The 25,393-nt window shown below is 44.5% G+C and carries 21 protein-coding genes; 1 reads left to right on the top strand and 20 read right to left on the bottom strand.

The window, feature by feature from the left end:
* Positions 1-34: 34 nt before the first annotated feature.
* Positions 35-1,018, bottom strand: coding sequence for an LPS O-antigen chain length determinant protein WzzB (gene wzzB / locus GHC22_RS08730; RefSeq protein ID WP_153752718.1), 984 nt, complete (start codon positions 1,016-1,018; stop codon positions 35-37).
* Between the two features lie 398 nt (positions 1,019-1,416).
* Between wzzB and GHC22_RS08725 the strand changes: the two genes are divergently transcribed.
* Entirely contained in the window at positions 1,417-2,421 is a 1,005-nt protein-coding gene (locus tag GHC22_RS08725) for an NAD-dependent epimerase (RefSeq protein WP_153752717.1), read from the top strand.
* Positions 2,422-2,480: 59 nt separating this feature from the next.
* Here GHC22_RS08725 and ugd read toward each other — a convergent pair whose 3' ends face one another.
* From ugd to cpsG, 19 genes are all read right to left on the bottom strand, one after another.
* Positions 2,481-3,647 carry a UDP-glucose 6-dehydrogenase gene (gene ugd / locus GHC22_RS08720; protein ID WP_153752715.1) on the bottom strand — a complete coding sequence of 389 codons (1,167 nt, stop codon included), beginning with the start codon at positions 3,645-3,647 and terminating at the stop codon, positions 2,481-2,483.
* Between the two features lie 205 nt (positions 3,648-3,852).
* Positions 3,853-5,259: an NADP-dependent phosphogluconate dehydrogenase gene (gene gndA, locus GHC22_RS08715; protein WP_153752713.1), complete on the bottom strand. Its 1,407-nt coding sequence runs from the start codon at positions 5,257-5,259 to the stop codon at positions 3,853-3,855.
* A 141-nt stretch (positions 5,260-5,400) separates the two neighbouring features.
* The gene (locus GHC22_RS08710) at positions 5,401-6,501 is read right to left on the bottom strand and encodes a glycosyltransferase family 4 protein (RefSeq protein ID WP_153752712.1); all 1,101 of its coding nucleotides are present in this window, start codon (positions 6,499-6,501) and stop codon (positions 5,401-5,403) included.
* Positions 6,498-7,394 (bottom strand): hypothetical protein, encoded by an 897-nt coding sequence (locus GHC22_RS08705; RefSeq protein ID WP_153752711.1) that lies wholly within the window; start codon positions 7,392-7,394, stop codon positions 6,498-6,500. Before GHC22_RS08705 ends, GHC22_RS08710 begins: the two co-directional genes overlap by 4 nt.
* On the bottom strand, positions 7,360-8,568 hold the full coding sequence (locus GHC22_RS08700) for an O-antigen polymerase (protein WP_153752710.1): 1,209 nt from the start codon (positions 8,566-8,568) through the stop codon (positions 7,360-7,362). The genes GHC22_RS08705 and GHC22_RS08700 overlap by 35 nt, the downstream gene beginning before the upstream one ends.
* 8 nt (positions 8,569-8,576) lie before the next feature.
* Positions 8,577-9,677, bottom strand: a complete 1,101-nt coding sequence (locus GHC22_RS08695; RefSeq protein ID WP_153752709.1) for a glycoside hydrolase family 99-like domain-containing protein — start codon at positions 9,675-9,677, stop codon at positions 8,577-8,579.
* Positions 9,678-9,697: 20 nt separating this feature from the next.
* Positions 9,698-10,912: an oligosaccharide flippase family protein gene (locus GHC22_RS08690; protein ID WP_153752708.1), complete on the bottom strand. Its 1,215-nt coding sequence runs from the start codon at positions 10,910-10,912 to the stop codon at positions 9,698-9,700.
* Positions 10,913-10,972: 60 nt separating this feature from the next.
* Positions 10,973-11,524 (bottom strand): dTDP-4-dehydrorhamnose 3,5-epimerase, encoded by a 552-nt coding sequence (rfbC, locus tag GHC22_RS08685; protein ID WP_153752706.1) that lies wholly within the window; start codon positions 11,522-11,524, stop codon positions 10,973-10,975.
* Positions 11,525-11,526: 2 nt separating this feature from the next.
* Positions 11,527-12,405, bottom strand: a complete 879-nt coding sequence (rfbA, locus tag GHC22_RS08680) for a glucose-1-phosphate thymidylyltransferase RfbA (protein WP_153752704.1) — start codon at positions 12,403-12,405, stop codon at positions 11,527-11,529.
* Positions 12,406-12,455: 50 nt separating this feature from the next.
* Positions 12,456-13,355, bottom strand: a complete 900-nt coding sequence (gene rfbD, locus GHC22_RS08675; RefSeq protein WP_153752702.1) for a dTDP-4-dehydrorhamnose reductase — start codon at positions 13,353-13,355, stop codon at positions 12,456-12,458.
* The gene (rfbB, locus tag GHC22_RS08670; protein WP_153752700.1) at positions 13,355-14,440 is read right to left on the bottom strand and encodes a dTDP-glucose 4,6-dehydratase; all 1,086 of its coding nucleotides are present in this window, start codon (positions 14,438-14,440) and stop codon (positions 13,355-13,357) included. The genes rfbD and rfbB overlap by 1 nt, the downstream gene beginning before the upstream one ends.
* 367 nt (positions 14,441-14,807) lie before the next feature.
* On the bottom strand, positions 14,808-15,701 hold the full coding sequence (gene galF / locus GHC22_RS08665) for a UTP--glucose-1-phosphate uridylyltransferase GalF (protein WP_153752698.1): 894 nt from the start codon (positions 15,699-15,701) through the stop codon (positions 14,808-14,810).
* 237 nt (positions 15,702-15,938) lie between these two features.
* Positions 15,939-16,934: an SDR family oxidoreductase gene (locus GHC22_RS08660; RefSeq protein WP_153752696.1), complete on the bottom strand. Its 996-nt coding sequence runs from the start codon at positions 16,932-16,934 to the stop codon at positions 15,939-15,941.
* A gap of 148 nt (positions 16,935-17,082) precedes the next feature.
* A complete protein-coding gene (gene wcaM, locus GHC22_RS08655) occupies positions 17,083-18,477 on the bottom strand; it encodes a colanic acid biosynthesis protein WcaM (RefSeq protein ID WP_153752694.1) in 1,395 nt (464 codons plus the stop codon).
* 11 nt (positions 18,478-18,488) lie between these two features.
* The gene (gene wcaL, locus GHC22_RS08650) at positions 18,489-19,709 is read right to left on the bottom strand and encodes a colanic acid biosynthesis glycosyltransferase WcaL (RefSeq protein WP_153752692.1); all 1,221 of its coding nucleotides are present in this window, start codon (positions 19,707-19,709) and stop codon (positions 18,489-18,491) included.
* On the bottom strand, positions 19,706-20,986 hold the full coding sequence (gene wcaK / locus GHC22_RS08645) for a colanic acid biosynthesis pyruvyl transferase WcaK (protein ID WP_057067819.1): 1,281 nt from the start codon (positions 20,984-20,986) through the stop codon (positions 19,706-19,708). The genes wcaL and wcaK overlap by 4 nt, the downstream gene beginning before the upstream one ends.
* Before the next feature lie 23 nt (positions 20,987-21,009).
* Positions 21,010-22,488 (bottom strand): colanic acid undecaprenyl disphosphate flippase WzxC, encoded by a 1,479-nt coding sequence (gene wzxC, locus GHC22_RS08640; protein ID WP_057067821.1) that lies wholly within the window; start codon positions 22,486-22,488, stop codon positions 21,010-21,012.
* A 1-nt stretch (position 22,489) separates the two neighbouring features.
* Positions 22,490-23,884, bottom strand: a complete 1,395-nt coding sequence (gene wcaJ / locus GHC22_RS08635) for an undecaprenyl-phosphate glucose phosphotransferase (protein WP_057067823.1) — start codon at positions 23,882-23,884, stop codon at positions 22,490-22,492.
* Positions 23,885-23,938: 54 nt separating this feature from the next.
* Positions 23,939-25,309: a colanic acid biosynthesis phosphomannomutase CpsG gene (gene cpsG, locus GHC22_RS08630; RefSeq protein ID WP_153752691.1), complete on the bottom strand. Its 1,371-nt coding sequence runs from the start codon at positions 25,307-25,309 to the stop codon at positions 23,939-23,941.
* Positions 25,310-25,393: the final 84 nt, after the last annotated feature.

The following is a 25,393-nucleotide window of genomic DNA, read 5'->3' as shown; positions in this document are numbered from 1 at the left end:
GGCGCTGCCCGGTTTTTTGTTGTCAGGTTCAAACTTACTCAGCTTTGGCTTTGTAACCACGCAGAGCATTTCGCCCCAGCACCACACCGGCACCAATCATCCCACCGAGCAGAACCGCCAGCACGAGGGTTATCGCTTTTTTCGGGCTGTCACGACGAATCGGTAACGTTGGTTTCATCACATAGCGGTAGGCGTGTAACTCAGCCCCTTCAAGCTTAAGACTTTCGATATCCAACAGCTTTTGTTTGGTCTGGAAGTAGTTATCAGACAATATCAAAGGGCGTGTAGATTCGTGCTCAATCATGGACTTCAGGGCATCACTACCCAACAGGAACATACTGTCCTGTGTCACATCCTGCGTCTGCTGAATTTGCGGCTTAGTCACCCCGGCCTGCTCTGCATAACGCAGCGCTTCCTGAATTTGTTTAATTCGCAGATCTTTTTGCTCCTGCGCGACCACTTCCTGAGTTTTCAGAGAGTCTTGCAACGTGGTTGTTTGCAACTTGATATTATCAACCAGGTCAAGCTCCAGCTCTTTAGCAACCTTTTCATCTGTTTGTTGAATGTATTCGGCGAGCTGGCGCTGAGCGTCTTCTGGTGAGCTACCCACATAAGAAACCGCCAACGGCAGCGGTTGACCTTTAACAGACTGCTCAATTGACAGTTTCTGTGGTTCTTCCTGATTATCAAGCGTTTCAGCCAATGCAGAGAAAGAGGTACTGAAACGACCAACCACGTTTGTCTGCAGTTCAGTAACCTTGGGAGCGCTGACACCATACAACACATTGAGGGCGTTGTTATATGTGGCTATCTGACCAACATCCGGTTGAGTAATAATGGCTGTTGAGGTCCATTTCTCCTTAGCAACTGCCAGATAGCCCACAGCAAGCACTATGGCAATAACAATCGCGATAACGATTGTTACTTTCCCACGCCACAAGTGTACCAGTAAATCAATCAGATCAATCTGTTCCGGATCGTGACTGCGTCCGGACATGTTGTTATCACTTACAGACATAGAAACCCTAGATAAGGAAAGACTTAAACTGGAATTAGTTTAGCTATAAACTGAGGCAATGCCATAGGATTAATGATAAAAAAATCAAATTATTTGAGGGATTTTGATTGGTATTTCAATCACTACTGAAAATCGATACGATTAAATAAGAGTGTCAATACTCAAAGAACATCTTCATGTGCAAAAAACCATCAATAATCAGATTTCATCCCCGCTAATCGTTATACTTTACAATTCATTTTATTGAATTCACATCGTGAATGTTTTCAGTTTGACCAGTAAAATTGGTAAGCGTAAAAAAGATAACGATTAGCTTTTTCGCTATCTGGCGGTATCATTTCGCTTTTAGTAGCATCTGATGGTGCTTGGCTATCCTTTAGCCGAACAGAGGAATTAGAATGAATTATTTAGTTACTGGTGCCGCTGGCTTCATCGGCTTCCACGTTAGCAAACGCCTCCTTGAGGCTGGCCATCAAGTAGTCGGTATTGATAATCTGAACGAGTACTATGATGTTAGCCTTAAGCAGGCTCGTCTGGAATTACTGGCACAGCCTGGTTTCCAGTTTCATAAAATTGATTTAGCCGACCGCGAGGGTATGAGTGAACTTTTCGCATCCGGACATTTTGAACGTGTGATTCATCTCGCAGCACAGGCTGGCGTACGTTATTCACTCGAAAACCCGCATGCCTATGCAGACTCAAATCTCACAGGCTTTCTGAACATACTGGAAGGGTGTCGCCATAATAAAATTCAGCATTTACTCTATGCCTCATCCAGTTCAGTTTACGGCCTGAATCGTAAAATGCCTTTCTCTACGGATGATTCCGTCGATCACCCCGTATCTCTGTATGCGGCAACCAAAAAAGCCAACGAACTGATGGCCCATACTTATTCCCATTTGTACGGATTGCCCACAACCGGATTGCGTTTCTTTACCGTGTACGGTCCTTGGGGTCGTCCTGATATGGCGCTGTTCAAGTTCACCAAAGCGATGCTGGAAGGGAAAAGTATTGACGTCTATAACTATGGCAAAATGAAGCGTGACTTTACCTATATTGATGATATCGCAGAAGCAATCATTCGCCTGCAGGATGTCATTCCACACGCAGACAGCCAGTGGACCGTTGAAACAGGTACGCCAGCAGCCAGCATTGCGCCCTATCGCGTCTACAATATCGGCAATAGTTCACCGGTTGAGCTAATGGACTATATCCAGGCTCTGGAAGATGCTCTGGGTATTGAAGCGAAGAAAAACATGCTACCACTACAGCCAGGTGATGTGCTGGAAACCAGCGCAGACACTCAAGCGCTGTATGAGGTAATTGGTTTCAAACCTGAAACCACGGTAAAAGATGGGGTGAAGAACTTTGTTGACTGGTACCGTGATTTCTACAAAGTTTGATTACTGGCCTGATTAGAATAAAAAAGGCCTTATATAAGGCCTTTTTTATGGAGACGAGATTAATCACTACCAAACAAATCGCGGGTATACACTTTATGGGCAACATCAGCTAATTCTGACGTCATGCGGTTAGAAATAATAATATCCGCTTCATTTTTGAACGCATTAAGATCACGCACAACTCGGGAATGGAAAAATTCATCCTCTTCCATGACCGGTTCATAGATAATAACGGGCACACCCTTGGCTTTAATTCGCTTCATGATACCCTGGATCGATGATGCCCGGAAATTATCAGAACCACTTTTCATGATTAAACGGTACACGCCAACTACTTTAGGTTTTCGTGCCAAGATTGAGTCTGCAATAAAATCTTTACGCGTACGGTTAGCATCTACAATTGCGGAGATGAGATTATTAGGCACTGACTGATAGTTCGCCAGCAACTGCTTGGTATCTTTTGGCAAGCAATATCCGCCATAGCCGAATGAAGGATTATTATAATGGTTGCCAATACGTGGATCCAGGCAAACACCCTCAATGATTTGTCGAGCATTTAGACCTAAGCTTTCAGCATAGCTGTCCAGCTCGTTAAAGTATGCTACTCGCATAGCTAGATAAGTATTAGCAAAAAGTTTTATCGCTTCGGCTTCAGTCGAATCTGTAAATAAAGTTGGAATATTTTGTTTTACTGCACCTTCCTGCAATAACGCTGCAAATCGTTTGGCTCGTTCAGAACACTCGCCAATAACAATACGTGATGGATGAAGGTTGTCATAAAGCGCTTTGCCTTCTCGTAAGAACTCCGGCGAGAAAATGATATTATCTGTGCCCAAACGTTCTTTAATTGACTGGGTAAAACCAACCGGGATGGTTGATTTAATAATCATCACTGCCTGTGGATTCACTTCCAACACATCACGGATGACTGATTCCACGCTGGAGGTATTAAAATAGTTGGTTTTAGGATCGTAATCAGTCGGAGTAGCTATAATGACATAATCGGCATTTTTGTAAGCAGCTTGCTTGTCGGTTGTTGCTCGAAAATTAAGATCTTTCGTTGATAGATACTCTTCTATTTCTTTGTCAGCAATTGGTGATTGCTTCCTGTTAAGCATATCCACTTTAGACTGCACTATGTCCAGCGCGACCACTTCGTGATTTTGGGCAATCAAAATGCCATTTGAGAGTCCCACATAACCTGTTCCTGAAATAGTTATTTTCATTAGCTCTGACTTCTTTTGGTTAAGCATTAAAGAGTGAAAAAATCACCATCGTTAAACCCAACGTTATCGTATTGGATCAGTGTGAACACATTATATCGCGATTTAGTGCAGCTATGCCTACCAGACTTGACCGAATGTTTTTTTTGCCCATAAAAAAGCCCGGAGGAGTGCTCCGGGCTTGCACTTTCGCTTGGGTTAAATCAGATTAATCCAGCCATTCCGTATGGAACACGCCTTCTTTATCTGTGCGCTTATACGTATGCGCACCGAAGTAGTCACGCTGGGCCTGGATTAAGTTAGCCGGCAACACTTCAGCACGGTAACTGTCGTAGTACGCCACAGCGGCAGAGAATGTCGGTACTGGAATACCGTTCTGCACAGCGTAAGCCACTACATCACGCAGCGCTTGCTGATAATCGTCAGCGATATTCTTGAAGTACGGAGCCAGCAGCAGGTTCGCGATACCTTGGTTTTCAGCATAAGCATCAGTGATTTTCTGCAGGAACTGCGCACGAATGATGCAGCCTGCACGGAAAATCTTGGCGATTTCACCGTAATTCAGATCCCAGTTGTATTCGTTAGACGCAGCACGCAGTTGAGAGAAGCCCTGCGCGTAGGAGACGATTTTTCCCAGGTACAGCGCGCGACGTACTTTCTCAACGAACTCGGCTTTATCGCCAGCCAGTTGAGCCTGCGGGCCGGACAGTACTTTAGATGCCGCAACGCGCTGGTCTTTCAGAGAAGAGATATAGCGAGCGAATACGGATTCGGTGATCAACGACAGCGGTTCGCCCAGATCCAGAGAACTCTGGCTGGTCCATTTACCAGTACCTTTGTTCGCCGCTTCGTCCAGGATCACATCAACAAGGTATTTACCGTCTTCATCTTTTTTGGTGAAGATGTCTTTAGTGATGTCGATCAGGTAGCTGCTCAGCTCGCCTTCATTCCACTCGGTGAAGGTGGCAGCCAGCTCTTCGTTAGACAGGTTCAGGCCGCCTTTCAACAGGGAATAGGCTTCAGCAATCAGTTGCATATCGCCATATTCGATCCCGTTATGTACCATCTTCACATAATGACCCGCACCGTCAGCACCGATGTAGGTTACGCACGGTTCGCCATCTTCCGCAACAGCGGCAATCTTGGTCAGGATAGGCGCAACCAGCTCATACGCTTCTTTCTGGCCACCAGGCATGATAGATGGGCCTTTCAGGGCACCTTCTTCACCGCCGGACACGCCGGTACCGATGAAGTTAAAGCCTTCCGCGGATAGTTCACGGTTACGACGGATAGTGTCCTGGAAGAAGGTGTTACCACCATCAATGATGATGTCGCCTTTATCTAGATACGGCTTCAGGGAATCGATAGCAGCATCAGTTCCCGCCCCTGCTTTCACCATTAACAGGATACGACGTGGGGTTTCAAGAGACTCGACGAACTCTTTCACCGTGTAATAGGGAACCAGTTTCTTACCTGGGTTCTCGGCAACAACTTCTTCAGTTTTCTCGCGGGAACGGTTGAAGATGGAGACGGTATAACCACGGCTTTCGATGTTGAGCGCCAGGTTGCGCCCCATCACTGCCATACCGACGACGCCGATCTGTTGCTTGGACATTACATACTCCTGTCAGGTGTGGTCACCGCGCATGGACGCGGCTATACTAGGCGCTAGATGTTAACTCATAAACCGTATTAATTGATACAACTTCAAGTAGAAGATTACCCAAATAGCCACAATGGAGATCAACCTAGTGACTTAAAGTAATGACCTATACACTGAGATTGTTTTATTATACATTATATCAAAAGTGTACTTCCGTAAAAATGATTCTCTACCATTAACGCCTAGGTAATGCCTTAGGCTTTCATCCGTTAGAACTTTTATAAGTGCATTTGTTAACGTTTCGACGTCGCCTTTTGGCACTAGAAAACCTGTTTTACCATTTTCAACCGATTCATTGACACCACCGACCTCTGAAGCAATAACAGGTAGTCCTCCTCTCATTGCTTCCAAAATACTACGAGGGAACCCTTCCCAATTCGAAATTAATAAAAAAACATCACTAGATGCCAGTAAATTAGCTACGTCATTTCTTTCACCGAGAAAATCTATTCTGTCATAAATACCCAAAGATTTACTGAAGTTTTCATAGTGAGACATCAATGGACCTTTACCCACTAAAGTCAGACGCCATTTATAGTTAGTAAGGTTACTGAGTGCTAGAAACAATGATTTATGATCTTTTTGTTCAGAAAACCTTGCAATCGAAATTAACTTTATCAATTCATCATTTGTAGCCCTTGTTTTAAAGGAAGAAAAGTTAACTTCAGGCATTCCATTATGGATTACAATCTGAGACACATCATTGCTCACTTTGTATTTTATAGCTAAATCTTTATCTTGTTGTGATACAGTAATTATTTTCCTTGCTAGGCATGACAACATTCTCTCGATCAAGCAATATATAATTTGGCGTTTTTTACCAACCCCATTAGCAAATGACCAACCATGAGCAGTAAAAATAACGGGAATGCCAAGGCCAATCGCAGCTAAGCGACCAACAATCCCTGCTTTTGATGAGTGGAGAGAAATTATATCCGGCTTGATTTTCTTGAGAATAGAACGTATTTTAAAAATGGCTTTAACATCTTTTGGTAACGTAATTTCTCTTACAAGATCATCAACTATATAAACAGGAACATTAATTTTATTCAACTCGTCGACCAGAGCACCTTTTTCGCCTACAATAACGGATACGTTATTTTTCTCAATTTTAAGACGATTAGCAAGATCTCTAACATGTATTTGTGCTCCGCCAATTTCATTGGCTTTTGTAATTATATAGCAAACGTTCATTTTAACTTACCTGATTTATTAATTATCCCATGATAAAGCCCAAGGATAAAATACTTATTCCTGACCCAAAATTGCCCTTTAAATATGCCTTGAAGATTTATTACAACCGCTCGCTTGACTAGATATGGTATAGTTGATACGAATTTATCGCCACATCGCCTTGCACTTAAGATAATATTCCTTGCTTGATAGTAATGTCTAAATGGAGAAGACACTGGTGAAATATGTTTACCAAAAAGAGTTAGAGAGCTCTCTCCTATACGCTGGATGAATTTAGTATTAACATCTATAACAACAATCATATTATTTTTTATACATCGCCTACTAAAATCATTATCTATATGATCAATAAAAAAGTCATCATAAAAACCATTTAATTTATTGAGAACATTTAAAGGAACGATAGAAAAGCTACTAATCACTCTATTTACTTCGCGTAAATTTGTTGGAAGATTGAGTGAGCTTTTTTTTACACTATATCGATATGCTAGACCATCAACCCTAACAGGACAAGCACCAACCATTCCCAAATTATAGTTTTTAATTAAAAAATCATAAGACTGCCATAAGTTTTCTAATGTTTCATGAGAAACATCACTATCTTGATCTAAAAATAAGACAGCTTCAACTCCATCACATTTTTTATTTATTATTTCCACCCCTTCATTATATGCCCTTGACAATCCGATATTATCACACCCAGAATAAAAAATAGTTTCATTATTTACACAACTTTCAAAAATGCTATCTTTCACTTTCTGTCTTGTTATTTCTGACGGTGTATTGTCTATAATTATAATATAATCAACAATACCTGATATTATATTAACATTATGTAGCAAACCATTTATATCTGGATTATACAACACTATTATTGTTGCTTTTTTTCCCACAATCGCCCCCAAATATGTTTATTTTTTTCATAAATAAAAACCTAGTTAACTGAACCAATAAGGAAAGATAAAAATAATCCCAAAAAAAAGTCAATTGCACTGGAGTAAATTGATAACTAAAAAACAGCAGCAACAATGAAAATAGAGCATTAAAATTATAAAAAGAAACTCTTATTGTTAGCCTATACAAGTTATAAGAAATTAATAAACCAAATAAAATAGTGCATATAACTGAGCCCAAAAAACCACCATACAAGTAAGGAAGTAATAGTGAGGTATAGAAAGCATTAAAATAACCCGCATCACCAAGATATATAAATTCCTGAATCTTATCAAAAAAATCAATTTTATCATAAAAGAAAGAACTAAAAATCCCTAAAAAAGCATAAGGACTCCCAAGCTCCATCAATTTATCCACTAAACCAGTATCAATTGAATTTGAAAATAAGGAATAGCCAACAATAAGATAATTTCTAGCATTAGTAAATGCTGTATCTAAAGAACCATTACTTTTAAGCACAAACGCAAGTACTATCGGAGTAAATAAAAGAAGGATATAAAACACCACACGTTTTCTTGTCATTTTTATATCGAAGCAATATAGAAGCAATAGCATTGTCAAAAAAGTGGGGAATAGATAAAATCTTGAAACAAGTATAACCTCTTTTAGCGTTAGAAGAATAAGAGAAATGATTAATATTTTTTTATCACTGAAAACAATTTTTCTAAACACTCCATAACTTATGCCAAAAATAGGTATAATCGTACAATAGAAAAAAAGATATGCTGCAAAAGCACCATAATAGTCTTTTATAGATTTATCGCCAAATAAACTACTTCGATAAACTGAAATAGCAACACCAGTTTTTAAAACATCTATATAATTAGAGATTAAGTATAAAATTATGAAAAAGTTAATAGTTAACATTAGTTTAACTAACTTATGTAATATACTATACTTCGGAGGTGATAAATATGTATTTAATTTAGACAATGGGAAAGAGTAAAGAGAAAAACAAAACAAAATATTTAATAAAGTTATAAATATGAAACCTATGCCAATCTCATAATTAATACTAGACTGAAAGATCCAAAGCAATAGCAAAACCAACACATAAAGAATTAGATATAGTTTTATTGGCCTCAGAGTATACAAAAGAAACTCCTTTCCCATTATTTAGTTTATAAAGAGGATCTTGATATTTTATTTTTTTTAGTTATCGCATGTATAGATTCAAGATACGAATATTTATTTTTTTCATCTGGCTCTAGATATGTTCCTTCAGCCCACTCATTCCATGCATTTATAAAAATATAGGGACAACCACTTATACTTCCTTTGTTATATATTTTTTCAAAATAAAATGAAAATTTTTCAGGAGATGCCCCTGTCATCACAAGAGCACGAGTATTTTTTCGTGCACTATTATCCCAATCGACAAATGCGCCAGGATATTGAATTTCATTTATATCTTTTGCTAATATTTTACGCCACACAAAATCATAATTTAATTTGTTTTCTACAAATTTTGTACCAATTATGGTATTCAAAAATCTTTTAGCACGAGCAACTATTTTTTTAAATTTTTTATTATACCCCCCTAAGTCATGCCCCACTGTACACATTGGTTCAAAATATAAATTAGCATTAAAATCTAGCTTCCTTGTATCATTAATGAACGAAGTATGGCTATTTACGAAATGAATATCTTTAAATGAAGTGTTTTTAGCTAAACGACGCCAGCATGCAATCCATTGATCACATTCATCAAACCCTGCCGAACGATATAATATAAATATTGGTTTCCCATTGTGCTTAAGATAGCGCGGATCTTCAAAAAAAGGCCTGAGATAATTGAAATGTTTTTCCCAATCCTCGACTGTACCATATTCCTGAGCCATTAAAATATCTTTATGGCTTCCATCCCAAGTTCTTGTCCAAGGCTCGTTTGCCCAAGAAAATAAAAACTGCATATCAATATCTTTATTTGCAAGCAAAATTTCCGCAGGTTTTTCTAATAACAGCCTTCCTGCAAACCAATAATGATAAAAACACATCGCATCAATACCATAATTATTTGCCAAATCCGCCTGCCAAATTAATGTTTCTTTGTTGAGTAAATTATAATAATGACGATTTAAAGGCACCCTTGGTTGAGAATGTCCTTTAAATAAAGGTTTTGCTTTTTTAACATTCGTCCATTCTGTGAAACCTTTACCCCACCACTCATCATTTTCAGGAATTATATGATACTGGGGTAAATAAAAAGCTATAACTTTCAATTTTTTTCCTCATCCTAAAATTATACTATTTTATGCTTTAACGCGAACAACACCAATAATATCGATATAGATAATTCAGTAATTACAACTGAAATTGCAACACCGTAGCCGGGGATAAAGTACATTAATGAATATGCAATGGCTATATGTATAAAACTAGCAGAAAGATAGATGGCTCTAATTATTTTTGTTAAATTTTTAGCAATCAACCACCATTGTCCAAAAACAACACCAACGGCAACAATAAATGGCAATGGAGATAAAATCAACAATATATTAGAAGAAACATCATTACTTGAACCAAAATAAATACGTGAAAAAGGGACACCTATTAGCGCCGTACCAATTGATAGGAAAAGCCCAAAAAACATCATTTTGAAGCCATATGACTTTAAAATACTATCTAAGCTATAATCATCATGAACTAATTGACTTACCTTTGGAAAAATAGCTTGTTGCAACGGTGATAATAAACCTTGCACCGCCATCCGCAATTTATCCGCTGCAGAAAAATATCCTGCAATGGTTGGCCCGCCCATTATTCCCGCAAGTATTGTATTGAAAGTTGTATATAAGCTAATAGTTATATTTGAGATAAACATATCAAAGCTATTTTTGCAAAGTCCAACGATAAAATCAGTTTCAACTTTAACTAATTTCACATATTTATTACAAAATATTATATATATAGATATAATTCCAGATAACAGCAATCCTATCGAGTAACTCGCTATAGCAAATGCAATATCGTTTTCCGATTTCACAGTCGCAAATACTGTTATTAATGATATAAATTTGGCACAAGTTGAGCACAGCGCTATTTTATCCATTCTCCCAATACCTTGGAAGAGCCAAACTGGCAAAAGAATATTACCAACAACCCCTACCAAGCCAATTATAATATAATTTAAATATTTCATTTCCCTAGCAAATAGGAAATAACAGAATATTCCGACAAGACAAATCATGAATATAATTATCTTCAGTATCATTGTGGCTGAGTAGATAATATTGATCTTATCTTTATTATTGCTGTTAATTGAAATTAGTCGAGTGGACGTAAAGTTAAAACCAAAATCGACAATGATATTTATATATTGAATTATGGCTAAAACTATCGCATAAATCCCAAAAGACTCACTCCCCAAAACACGGATAAGATACGGCAATGTAATTAAAGGAAATAAATAATTTGTTGCTTGGATAAAGAATAAATAGAGAATATTTTTTTTCATAGCCGTATCAAACTATAAAGCATTATAGATATATGTTATACAAATACAACATGATTTATCTCAAAGATACTTCCGTATTTCACTTAGTCTAATACCCAACCTATCTTTCTCTGATAATAAAACCTTACCATCTAAAATAGGCCATTTAATATTGATATCACTATCATCCCAAGCAAGGCTTAATTCATGTGAAGGAGCATAGTAATCTGTTGTTTTATAAACAAATTCTGCACTATCACTTACAACGTAAAAGCCATGAGCAAAACCATTAGGGATCCAAAATTGTTTTTTATTGTCTTCATTTAAATAAACACCAACCCACTTACCAAAAGTTTTCGAATTCATCCTTAAATCCACAGCAACATCGAATACCTCGCCTTTAATACAACGAACTAATTTCCCTTGCCCATGCGGAGATTTTTGCAAGTGAAGACCACGAAGAACTCCTTGTTGAGAGCAAGAATGATTATCTTGTACGAAATTAGTTGAACATCCTATCGCACGGTCAAATATTTTTTTATTATAACTTTCAAGAAAAAAACCTCGTTCATCACCAAAGACCCTTGGCTCCAGGATCATTAAATCATCTATGGACGTTTTTACAATATTCATTGTTATAGACCTTTAATCATACTTATTAAATATTTTCCATACGCATTTTTGCTAAGCGGTTCAGCTAATCGCACTATATCAGCTGCACCAATAAACCCCTGTCTATAAGCTATCTCTTCTGGGCAAGATACTTTTAGGCCCTGACGTTCTTCTATCGTTGCTATAAAATTACTTGCTTCGATTAGACTTTGATGTGTACCTGTATCAAGCCATGCATAACCACGCCCCATCATTGCAACAGATAACCTTCCCTGTTCCATATAAATTCGGTTAATGTCGGTAATTTCAAACTCACCACGTGCAGAAGGTTTTAAGTTCTTTGCCATTTCAACAACATCGTTATCGTAGAAATACAGCCCAGTTACAGCATAATTACTTTTCGGCTCGAGCGGTTTTTCTTCAAGGCTAACTGCTGTACCACTTTTATCGAACTCAACTACACCGTAACGTTCAGGATCGTTGACATGATAGGCAAATACTGTTGCACCGTTTTCTTTATTTACGGCAGTATCCATTAATTTTGGTAAGTCATGTCCGTAAAAAATGTTGTCACCCAGAACTAGAGCACAATCATCATTACCGATAAACTCTTCACCAATAATAAATGCCTGTGCTAGGCCATCCGGCGTCGGTTGTACTTTATATTGTAAATTTAGTCCCCACTGGCTACCGTCACCCAATAACTGTTCAAATCGTGGGGTATCCTGAGGAGTACTAATAATCAAGATGTCACGAATCCCTGCCAGCATTAGCGTAGAAAGCGGATAATAGATCATTGGTTTATCATAGATCGGCAACAATTGCTTGCTTACGGCCATAGTGACAGGATAAAGACGAGTACCTGAGCCACCAGCTAAAATAATCCCTTTACGCGTTTTCATTTCATCATCTCTTTGTGTACAAAATGCCCTCTCACGGACATTAAAAAAGTTCAAATCGCCGTTGTCGTGAACAACTCATTCAGCATACGTTTTACACCAACGTCCCACTGCGGTAATACCAGATCAAAGTTATTCTGGAATTTATCAGTATTCAGGCGAGAATTTGTTGGGCGGCGTGCGGGTGTAGGATACGCACTGGTCGGCACCGCATTTAACTGGGTCAATGCCAGTTCAATTCCTGCCTTACGGGCTTCATCGAACACCAGTGCAGCATAGTCATACCAGGTAGTGGTTCCACCCGCGACCAGGTGGTAGAGTCCAGCCACGTCGGGTTTGTTCATCGCAACACGGATAGCATGCGCCGTACAGTCAGCGAGAAGTTCAGCCCCAGTTGGCGCACCGAACTGGTCGTTAATCACCGAAAGCTCCGCACGTTCTTTTGCCAGTTTCAGCATCGTTTTCGCAAAATTATTGCCTTTACCGGCATAAACCCAGCTCGTACGGAAAATAAGGTGTGTTGGACAATGTTCCTGTAGCGCTCTTTCACCCGCTAGTTTGGTTTCACCGTAGACATTAAGCGGCGCTGTAGCGTCCGTTTCGCGCCATGGTGTTTCACCGGTGCCAGGAAAAACATAATCCGTGGAGTAATGCACCACCCACGCCCCGATTTCTGCGGCAGCTTTGGCAATTGCCTCCACGCTGGTCGTATTCAGCAACCGGGCAAATTCTATTTCAGACTCAGCCTTATCTACTGCTGTATGGGCAGCTGCATTGACGACAACGTCAGGCCGAATACGACGCACGGTGTCTTCCACGCCCTGTGGATTACTAAAGTCACCACAATAATCAGTTGAATGTACATCTAACGCAATCAGGTTCCCCAGCGGGGCTAGTGCACGTTGCAATTCCCAACCCACCTGGCCCGTTTTACCAAACAGCAGAATATTCATTACTGGCGTTCTCCGTAATTCTGTTCGATCCACGTCTTGTAGGCGCCGCTTTTCACATTTTCAACCCACTGCGTATTCGACAGATACCACTCAACAGTCTTACGGATCCCGCTCTCGAAGGTCTCCAGCGGCTTCCATCCCAGTTCATCGCTGATTTTTGCCGCATCAATCGCATAGCGGCGATCGTGCCCAGGTCTATCCGCTACATATGTGATTTGCTCGCGGTAAGAGCCCTCTTTAGGCACAATTTCATCCAACAAATCGCAGATAGTATGGACAACGTCCAGGTTTTTCTTCTCGTTATGACCACCGATATTGTATGTTTCACCTACAATCCCCTGGGTCACTATGGTGTACAACGCTCGGGCGTGATCTTCGACATAAAGCCAGTCGCGAATCTGGTCGCCTTTGCCATAAATTGGCAATGCTTTACCTTCCAGCGCATTCAGAATCACCAGCGGGATTAGTTTTTCAGGGAAGTGATATGGCCCGTAGTTATTGGAACAGTTGGTGACAATTGTTGGGAAGCCATAGGTGCGCAACCATGCGCGAACCAGATGATCGCTTGAGGCCTTTGAAGCAGAATATGGGCTACTCGGCGCATAGGCTGTCTTTTCAGTGAACAGAGGCAACACATTACCGGCAGCCACTTCATCTGGGTGTGGCAGGTCGCCGTATACTTCATCTGTGGAAATATGATGGAAACGAAATGCCTTTTTTTTATCTGCATCCAGCCCGTTCCAGTAGCCACGAGCAGCTTCCAGCAGTACATAGGTACCGACGATATTCGTTTCGATAAACGCTGCTGGCCCTGTAATAGAGCGGTCAACATGACTTTCAGCTGCCAGATGCATCACCGCATCCGGTTGATGAGTGGCAAAAATACGCTCCATTGCCGCTTTATCACAGATATCCGCGTGTTCAAAATAGTAGCGATTATTTTCGCTGACTTCGGCAAGGGACTCCAGGTTACCAGCGTAGGTAAGTTTATCGACATTAACAACGGTATCCTGAGTATTTTTAATAATATGACGAACTACTGCAGATCCAATGAAACCCGCTCCACCAGTAACTAGTATTTTCACGTTTTAATTCCGAATATCGTTTATATGACTACTATTAACATGCTGGAAAACAATTCACATATCTGGGTATTACCCATGCTACCGCCCCTGGCCTTGCAGCAACCAGAGCACTACTTAATGATAGTGGTGTAACCAGCCCCGCCAGTTATCGCCCAGCGTTCTAAAACTCAAACGCTAATTGTCTTACCAAATGCATCCAGAAACAAGGAAAAATCCAACAAAAAACAGATTAAACCGAGCGGGCTAACCTATTGTAATTATTTACTTTTCATATAAAAAGCGACAGAAACATTCCGATGCATAACGCATAGACTCTGGGATGTTAGCTGCCGCTTTTTTACTAAATAATATTACAAAGACCTGAAAGCTATTCGCTCAGCAATTTCTCAATACCCTTACGAAATTTCGGCCCTTCTTTCAGATTACGTAGACCATACTTAACGAACGCCTGCATATAGCCCATCTTTTTACCACAGTCGTAGCTGTCGCCGGTCATCAGCATGGCATCAACAGACTGTTTTTTAGCCAACTCTGCAATAGCATCAGTCAGCTGAATACGTCCCCAGGCACCTGGAGCAGTTTTTTCCAACTCAGCCCAGATATCAGCAGACAGCACATAGCGCCCTACGGCCATCAGATCGGAATCAAGCGTTTGTGGCTGATCGGGTTTTTCAATGAACTCAACGATACGGCTGACTTTGCCTTCGTTGTCCAAAGCCTCTTTGGTTTGAATAACAGAGTATTCAGACAGATCGCCCTCCATACGCTTAGCCAGCACCTGACTGCGCCCGGTTTCATTAAAACGAGCAACCATAGCAGCGAGGTTGTAGCGCAGCGGATCCGCACTTGCGGTATCCAGAACAACGTCAGGTAATACCACGACAAACGGGTTATCACCAATGATAGGACGAGCACAAAGGATGGAATGACCCAGACCCAGCAACTGAGCCTGACGGACGTTCATGATAGTCACGCCCGGAGGACAGATAGACTGCACTTCAGCTAAGAGCTGGCGCTTAACACGCTGCTCAAGGAGTGATTCGAGTTCGTAAGAGGTGTCGAAGTGATTCTCAACTGCGTTCTTCGACGCATGAGTCACCAGAACGATTTCTTTGATACCGGCAGCTACAATCTCGTCGACAATGTATTGAATCATCGGCTTGTCTACGATCGGCAGCATCTCTTTAGGGATTGCCTTCGTAGCAGGCAACATGTGCATCCCCAGGCCCGCTACCGGGATAACTGCTTTCAAATTAGTCATTCTCTCTCCTACCTCCAAACGGCTGATAAAGTATAGACTTTAGCCGTACGTTAGCCAGTATTGCTGGCTCCATCCTCAACACGAAATAGCCAGGTTAAGGTAAACCGAATGCAAACTCTACACTTCACCAGCACCGAGGTGAACTCGGATTCCTCGGAAACGAACTAATCTCGTCAGTTTTATAGCATTTGCGAAAAATCGAAGTTAACTAAGCCCCAGGCACTCAACAAACAACAGTCACTCAGAGACAAACGTAATGTCATCTTTCTTATCGTGCAAAAATTCGTATTTTAAAGTGCGATCCAGTCCCTGAGACAATGTGTAAGGAGCAACAAAACCGGATGAGTGGACTTTCGTTGCATCAAACTGTGTGGTGGCACAGAACTTCTTCACGCGCACAGAGCTGACAGCATATTTTTTGCCGGTCACTTTACCCAAAATATCAAAGCAATAGCCACCTAACATGCCTAAAGCGTAAGGTAAGTGTGCTGAGGGGATTTTTTTACTTAAGCTCTGTTCAACTTCGGTAACCAGTTGGTTCATATTCAGATCAGGTTTATCAACGTAATTATAAACCTCATAACCAGCAGTCACATTCTTCAGTTTATACTTGATAAACTCAACAATATTACCCACATAAGCCATTGATTTATAATTGGCACCCGCCCCAACCATCATAAACTTACCGCCAGCAATCTGCTTCAGCAGATTATAAACGTTGCCGCGGTTGCGTTCGCCAAAGATAACAGTTGGACGAATGATAGTCAGCGAACGCTCATCAGGCGCTTTAGCATGCCATTCACGAAGAACCTCTTCCGCTTGCCACTTGCTTTTACCGTAGTGGTTGAAGGGATCGTGAGGATGATTTTCATCAGGGTTGGTTTTGTTCAGACCATAGACCGCAACAGAACTGGTGAAAATGATGTTCTTAACATCATTTTTCTCCATAGCGGCCAATACATTGCGCGTCCCCTGAACATTCACATCATAGTATAGTGAAGTAGGACTGACATCATCACGGTGTTCAGCCGCTAACAACACGACTGTGTCATAGCCTGAAAGCGCCTGATCCAGAACTTGTTGGTCGCGAACATCGCCGATTTGCGTGATTTGCGGATAGAAATGACTCTGCTGTTTATCCAGATTCTTGATATCAAAATCCGCAACAGCCGTCTCCAGGAGTCTGGTCCCCACGAATCCGGAGGCACCGATGAGCAAAACTTTATCGTTCATAAATCACTTTGTCTGTTCGTAACACAAGAAACATATGATAAAGATGAGCGTCTTCCCTGAGTAGTCAATGCTGCCCAGCCCCAGCTTTAACAGTAATTGAGTGATTATAATCTTTTAGCCAATGATATCCAGTAAGATTATAGTGGGGTTACCTTCCCTGCCCCGGCAGTCGAAAATTCACCGCTTCGACATTCACCACCTGATGGCTTACCCGGTCAATGTCAACTGAACTTTGCCCGCTTTCGTTTACCGCATGGATATTCGCCAGTGATAGCAAGGTGTCCTGCTTAGCCATAAACTTGCCGCGCACATCCTGGCGTAGATCGAATTGCATCTTGAGCGCGGGTCCTGTTGCGGATTGCTGCATCACTCTGATGTTACGTAAAAAAAGATGCTGCGGTTGGTTGTGCAACTCAAGCGTGGCTCGTTTCATCTCAACGTTGGTAATGGCCACGAACGACGTTGCATTACCTGATGAGATCTGAATGCCGCGTAATTTATATTCAAGTTTCGTGTTATCCAGATGGATATTATTTAACTTAAAGTTCTGCGGGATGGATAAATATCGTCCTTTAATAACACCGTAGCCAATGAGCATACCTGCGCTATTTTCCATATTGATATTATCAATCACGAAATTATCACAGCCATAAATAGCGACCGTCGCATTATCAATACCTGCTTTCTTACTAAAATCTGGGGTAATATTTCGTGCGGTGATATTACGAATGATAAAATGTTTACCGTTCTCTACATGGACTAACTGTCGACAGTCGGTGCCGGTGATATTCGCCACCACAAAGTTTTTTACCGCCAGCTCATCGGGATAGGTATTGTCATAGGTACTGCCCGCCAGTCCGATGCCGATGCCCCAATTCACGTTGCCATTGGTACAGTTGATACGTTCAATGACATGGTCAGAAATGAGGATGTTGCTGTCGTTGATCGCCACATTCCACTCAATGGCATCTCCCTGTAGATCGCTAAAACGGCAGTTTGTAATCTTTACGCCATCCATCCGGTTATGAAAGCCCTGACGCAGGATCCCATAGTTGGCGCGCGTGACGGTAATATCATCGATAACCAGATTGCGCATCAGCCTTGGTGTTTTGCCGCCGATATACATTTGCGTCACTGGGCCAAAACCACTCATGGCAATCCCTTTTATCACACAGTCAGAACCGCGCACATCGAGGGTAACATTCCTCAGGCTCCCCCTCTGCTCACCCACTACCTTACATCCATCCTGCAGAACAAAGCGACCACGGCCATTGCCGCTGATTCTGCCTTGCAGGTGTAGCGTTTTGCCAGGAGGAATAAGGATAGCGGTATTGAGATCCTTACATTCAAGTCCATTTGGTACGACTACCGTTTGTCCTTCTTTGAACGCCTGCCGGAAAGAAGCGACCCAATCCTTTGGGTTGTAATCCTGAATGTTAACACTGTCCGATGATTCAAGCGCCCGGACAACGGGAGAATGCAGTACGACAAGCGCAGAGCCTGCCGTCAGAAAAGTACGGCGTGAGAGTTTGTTCTCTGACATACAACCTCGATTTACATCGTTTGCAGCAGACTGGCTAACTGTTTATTGATCGCTAACTGATTAAATTCAGTTTCAATTTTTTCGCGCGCGCACTGCACAATCGGTTGTACCTGCTCACTGTCGAGTAGGCTAAATGCCGCTAATCTCTCTGCCAGTGCCTGCGCATCGTTTTCCGGTGCCAGCCAGCCAGACTTGCCCGACTCGACCAGCTCAGGGATCCCGCTGTGAACGGTAGAAATTACCGGGATACCTACCGCCATCGCCTCCATCAGCGCCACCGGGATCCCCTCCATATCGCCGTCTCTTCCGGTAATCGACGGCAGTAAAAATACATCCGCCTGTTCAAGCATCTCCTTTACCTGATGGCTGGGCTTAAAGCCGGGCATCTCAATCACGTCATCGAGTTGATATTGCTCGATCAGTGTGCGTAAACGTCGCTCCCAAGGGCCGATACCCAGGATGCGATAACGAAATGAGACGCCCTGCTCTTTTAACTGACGACAAGCTTCGATGGCGACGTGCAGTCCTTTTTTCTCGGTTAACCGGGCGACAGAGATAATTTCCAGCGGTGCAGCTTGTGCTTTCAGTTGGCGAGGGGTAAAACGCGTCATGTCGATACCCATACGCGAAACCGCGATTTTTTGCGGCGGGCATCCCATGTTTTTTAAACGTCCGGCCCAGAGATTGCTGATGGGTAACATCAAATCTCCACGTTGAAACAGCTGCTGATACTCAGGGGTATAGCGGGTAAGCACATCCCGATGCGAAACATCGACGCCGTGAAATACCGTGGCGATTTTTCCGCGGATCATCCCAAGCTCACGCAGCTTAGCGGCCGTTACGCCTGCTGGCCCAAAATGAGCAATAAAGACATCCGCTTCAAACGCCCGCGGATTCCCACCGCAAATGGCCGCCAAAATCAGATTGCGTGCCTCGTCGCCATAGTGTGCAACATTAAGCGCTTTCCAGGTCGCTGCGCGGGTGAGACCGTGCAGAGCCGCCGCCGCCCTATATTTCAGCTTCGCCAGTTTGCTTTCCGGTTCATTCAGCAACCAGCGCGTTTTTTCCCCCAGACGGTAGGTATTAAATGAGGCATGCGTATTTTCAAGATCGCCCTTCTGCAAAGCGACAATCTCCACGTCGTAGCCCATATCAATAAATGCGGTTATCTGATTGAGTACAAAGGTCTCAGAAGAGAGCGGAAATTTAAGCAGGAAAAAACCAATCTTCATTTTTCCCCCTCAATACGCGTTAAAACCGACTGCACCATGCGTACCCCGCGTTCGCGTTCGCGTGTCACAGCGTCCCCAAGTCGTATGTTCAGATCAGGTAACTGTCCGAGGGTATCGGCGACCTTTCCTTCCAGACTGCCATCGAGCAGATGACGAATATCGACAGCCATCTCCGGCAACCCCAACTGTTGCATGATCCCTGCCGATTTATGCTCGTAGTTAATGGCGATGGCCGGCGTCATAAAATTCATCGAGATGATGGCCGAGTGCAACCGAGTACCCACCGTCAGATCGCATGCCCCCAGAATCTTCCCCATCTCCAGATCGTTAAGTTCATCCATCACCACGTGATATCGGGACGAATCGTTAACATACTGGCGCAGGTTTAACGCCACCATGCGATCATCTTTGTTGTAACTATCAATACCAGTGCAGGTTGACAGCGCTATCACCTGGTAACCTTCATCAAGGATGCGGTTCACCACGCCGGCAAAGGCTTGCTCATAGGCCTGCTGCGTTGTCCCCAGACGCTTATCAAAAGGAGCCAGCTCGCGCAATGTAATGGCAACTGTCTTCTGTTTAGCCGCCATGTCTAACCAGTGCTGTACCGCATAACCTGGCTCAAAATCCTCATGATGATTGTCGACAAGCCAGGCCGTATCCACGCCTGTTTCGACTTTATCCGTGGTAATTGCGCTGCGTTTCATCAGATCCAGACTGACGGATTCACGTAAAATCAATGCATTACAGTGGCCAAACACGTAGTTCGCCAGTTGATTAAACTGCTCATCCTGGAATGGCCCCACGCTGTGACCAATCATGTACAACGGTTTTTTCGCCATAAACGAACACAACGCATGTTCAAACTGCGGCACACCATACAGATCGACAAAGAACGATCCGCCGACCTGGATGATGGCGTCATAGCGCGACAACAAACGAACAAAATCGGTAAAGCCCTGTGCGATAGCTATATTGCGCAGATTACCGGAGTCGGTAACACGCGAGAGCAGTACCTGGTGCTGATAGCGACGACGCAGCACCTTCTTCACGCGCCCCATAACACCCGCTGCGTTGTTGTGTTGCTTCATCTGCGAATACAGCGGATCGCCCATAACCGGGCGGTTCAGCAACCACGAAGAGCTCACCGGGTAGCGGCTCATAACATCCACTTCAGTCTCAGGACGCAACGCGTTAATGGCATCCAGCAAACCGCGCAGGATCGCGCTATCCCCTCGGTTCCCGCAGGTATGGTTGCCCAAAATTAATAGTTTCATTATGACCTCTTAAAGCGTTGTTCTTATCCTGCACGGAGCAAGGTTTTCATTTTTTCACTGCGACAGAGCTGGCGTTTTATTTCCACCACCAGCGGATGACGCGACAGCACCATCATTAGCGCAAACGCCAGTGCCCCTGCCGCTATCTGGCTCCCCAACAACACGCCCAACGACAGTTGCCCATGCAGCATTACGCCCAGCGCATAGCTCACCACAAGGGTTGGCAAGGAGAGATACAACGGCAGCCAAAGACTGAGCATGTACTGGCGGTAGCTGGGGCCAAGAACAGGTTTAATCATCACGAAATAGCTGAGGACTGTGTTAATCACCTGGACCAGCAAAAAGCCCAGCGTCACGCCAATTGCCCCGGCCAGATGTCCACCGATGAAAATGGCGGGAATAAACAGAAAGGTTTTGAACACATTGAATTTAAAGCTGATATCGACCCGCGCTTTCGCCATCAGCAGTGAACCGATTGGATTCCCCACCGAGCGCAGCAGCCCAACAATGCACAGCAGTTGCAGGATGGGGATAATGCCGTTCCACTTCTCACCGAATACCAGCGGCACCACGTTATTCGACACCACCATCAGTCCCAGCAGCGCCGGGAAGTTGAAAATCCCAACCACCGACAGCAGCTTGTAAAAATTCACTCGCAGCTTTTCACTGTCGTCCTGGATTTTGGCAAACGCCGGAAACAGCACGCGGGTGATAATCGGGTTCAGTTTGATCGGGGGGACAACCGCCACATTCCAGGCGAGATTGAATCCGCCCGCCACGCCAGCTCCCAACGTGCGGGCTAAAACCAGCGTGGAAAGGTTGGTATTGATGTAATTGATGATGCTGTCTGCCGTCAGCCACGCACCAAAACGCAGATTCGACGAAACGGATGCCAGCGAAAAATGCAGCCCCGGACGGTAAATCCGGCGACCAAAATAGCCGAACAGCAGCGTACGTAGCGTACTGTTTACCAGGTACCCGAGAATGGCCGTCAGTGCGAGCGGCCAGAAATGGGCGCTGACTACGGTAAAGGTAAAACCGGCCAGTACCGAACTGGTTTCAATCATGCCAATTTTGTTGAAGGCCAGCTCTTTTTGCATCAGCGCACGAAACTGCTGCCCGTGCGGTATCACCACAAACGCCAGCGATAACGTTTTGATGAGCGGTGCCAGTTCTGGGTTATTAAGTACGCTGGCAATCGTCTCGCTCAGCAAAAACATCGCTACGCATACCACGATACCCAGCCCCACGTTGAGCCAGTACAGCGTGGTCAGTTCAAGATAGCCAATCTCTTTGCGCTGAATAATTGAGTTGGCAATACCAAAGTCAGACAACGTATCGGCCAGCGCGATGATCACCAGCGCCACGGTTAACAACCCGAACTGGTGGTTATCAATAATCCGTGCCAGTACGGTCATCTGGATAAGACCCAGACCAATGATGATCACCGTGGCAATCGCCGACCACTTTGCGCCGTTCAGCGTTTTTTCTCGTAAGCTCATGTTAATACGCCGCTTTGTTGACAAAGCCTTTGAATACCGTCAGAAAAACAATTTTGATATCGAACCACACGCTCCACTCGCGAATGTATTCGAGGTCAAACTCCACACGTTTTTCCATTTTTTCCAGCGTATCGGTTTCACCGCGCCAGCCGTTGATTTGCGCCCAGCCGGTAATACCCGGTTTCACCTTATGGCGTAACATGTACCCCTCGATAAGCTGGCGGTACTGTTCGTTATGCGCTACCGCATGCGGGCGTGGCCCGACAATAGACATGCCCCCGGTCAGCACGTTAATAAACTGCGGCAGTTCATCGAGCGACGTTCGGCGCAGGAAATTCCCCACAGGGGTAACGCGCGGATCGTTTTGCGTCGCCTGCGTCACAACCGCGTCGTTTTCCATCACTTTCATCGAGCGAAATTTCCAGACTTTGATCGGTTTTCCGTCCATGCCATAACGGGTCTGGCGGAAAATCACCGGTCCTTTGGAGGTCAGTTTTACCAGTAGCGCTATGCCACACAGCACCGGAGAAATAAGCAGCAGGATCAGCGAAGCCAGCACGATATCTTCCGCGCGTTTCAACAGGCGATTGATCCCCGAGAGCGGCGTGTCATACAGCGGCACCACCGGAACGCCGTTCATCTCTTCAATCCGTGAATGCAGAATGTTGAATGTAAAGACATCAGGAATAAGGATCACTGAGCAGGTAGTGTCGGCCAGCGCGCGAACCAGTTTTTTGACGCTGGCGCCATCGCTCATCGACATGGCGATATAAACGTTATGAATACGTGAGGCTTTGGCGTCGTCCACCAGCTGTTGCAGATTACCGGCCCAGTCACGGGAGTTTTTTCCAGGGATAGGATCGTGATAGACCCCCGCCACTTCAAACCCCAGCCACGGTTCATGGCGAAAGCTGTCCAATAGCATTTGTCCGGCGGGCAGGTCCCCTGCCACCGCCACCCGGCGCGTGTTATACCCGCGATTACGCAGCCATCCCGCGCCGTAGCGAATAAACGAACGGCACAACACCAGGCCAACGCTGGATAGCAGATACCACGCCAGCCAGACGGCGAGACGGTTATCAAAATCGTTATTAAAGGCGATCAGACCTGCGCAAAAAATCAGGCTCAGCGTCCAGTTTTGCAGCAACAGCACCAGCTCAGTGGAAATTTTGACACCGCGCCAGGAGCGATAAAAATCCGTTATGCCACCGAGCATCTGAAAAACGACCAGCGTGATCAACGCCACCAGCAGGTGCATGTACAGGAAAGGCAAACCGCTTAATTCGCAGATTACCCACAACCCGCCAAACATGATGGTGATATCTGAAAAGCGTTGCACCATCGAAATTAACGACGCATTGGTTTTGGCGCGTTCGCGCTTCTTTAGATGTGTCATCGTGGTTCCTGTTAGTCACCCTTTGCCCAGAATCGGGCAAAGGAAGCACCAGCATTACTGATTCAGTAACGCCAGAAGAGTGCGCGTTCGCGCTTCCATCAACGGAATATCTCCGCGCGATTCCACGTTCAGGCGCACCACCGGTTCGGTATTGGATGAGCGTAAATTGAAGCGCCAGTCGACAAACGACATGCTGATACCGTCCGTTCTGTCCACCGACAACGCCTCACGGGAAAAATGCTGCTCCACGCGCGCAATCGCTGCCGTCGGCTCTGCCAGCGTACTGTTTATTTCTCCGCTCGCCGGATAGGCCACCATCCGGTCGCGGACCAGCTCGCCCAGCGACTGTCCTTTCAGACACAGCAGCTCCGCCACCAGCAGCCACGGGATCATTCCGCTGTCGCAATAGGCAAAATCGCGGAAATAGTGGTGCGCGCTCATTTCGCCACCATAAATGGCATCTTCGTGGCGCATCCGCTCTTTGATAAACGCGTGCCCGGTTTTTGACATCACCGGTTTACCGCCTGCCGCCGTCACCACATCCACGGTGTTCCAGGACAGGCGTGGGTCGTGGATAATTTTCGCCCCCGGATTCTTCTCCAGAAACGCTTCCGCCAGCAGGCCGACAATGTAGTAACCCTCAATGAACTGACCTTTTTCATCGAACAGGAAGCAGCGGTCAAAATCACCGTCGAAGGCAATCCCCATATCCGCGCCGTGTTCAATCACTGCATGGCGCGTGTCGGCCCGGCATTCCGGCAGCAGAGGATTGGGAATACCGTTGGGGAAGTTGCCATCCGGCGTGTTGTGAATTTTGATGAACTCGACCGGCACGCCCAGCGCCTTGAAACGGACTTCAATGGCGTCAACCACCGGACCTGCCGCGCCGTTGCCGGAGTTGAGCACCAGCTTCATCGGTTTCAGGTTGGCGGGATTGATGTAACCCAGCAGGTGGTCAATGTAGGCATCACGGGTAGTAATGCGCTGGTAGCGGCCACGTTTTGTCTCATCAATCGCCGGGAAGTCATTGGCTTCCGCCAGGCGCTGCACGTCGCGCAGACCGGTATCACCGCTGATGGGCCGTGCCCCTTCCCGCACCAGCTTCATGCCGTTGTAATCCATCGGATTATGGCTGGCGGTGACTTCAATACCGCCATCAATGCCCAGGTGGAAGGTGGCGAAGTAAATCTCTTCGGTGCCCGACATGCCAATATCCAGCACATCCACGCCCGCATCCTGCAGTCCTTTCGCCAGCGCCAGCTTTAGCGTCTCGCTGGTCAGGCGCACGTCACCGCCGAGGACAATCGTTTTTGGCTTCAGGTACTCGCCGTAAGCGCGGCCAATGCGCCACGCGATATCTTCATTCAGCTCTTCGCCCAGCCTGCCGCGAATATCGTAGGCTTTGAAACAGGTTAATTTCGTCATGATTTACCCTTCTTCAGGCAACAGGAGGCCCTGACTCTTAATGAGCCTTTTAATGAGTGTTAAATGCATTTTCCGGCGCGCTTC

The organism is Citrobacter sp. H12-3-2 (assembly GCF_009649895.1).
Lineage (GTDB): Bacteria > Pseudomonadota > Gammaproteobacteria > Enterobacterales > Enterobacteriaceae > Citrobacter > Citrobacter portucalensis.
Note: the sequence above shows the minus strand (reverse complement) of the source record. Positions and strands in the feature narration are given on the sequence as shown.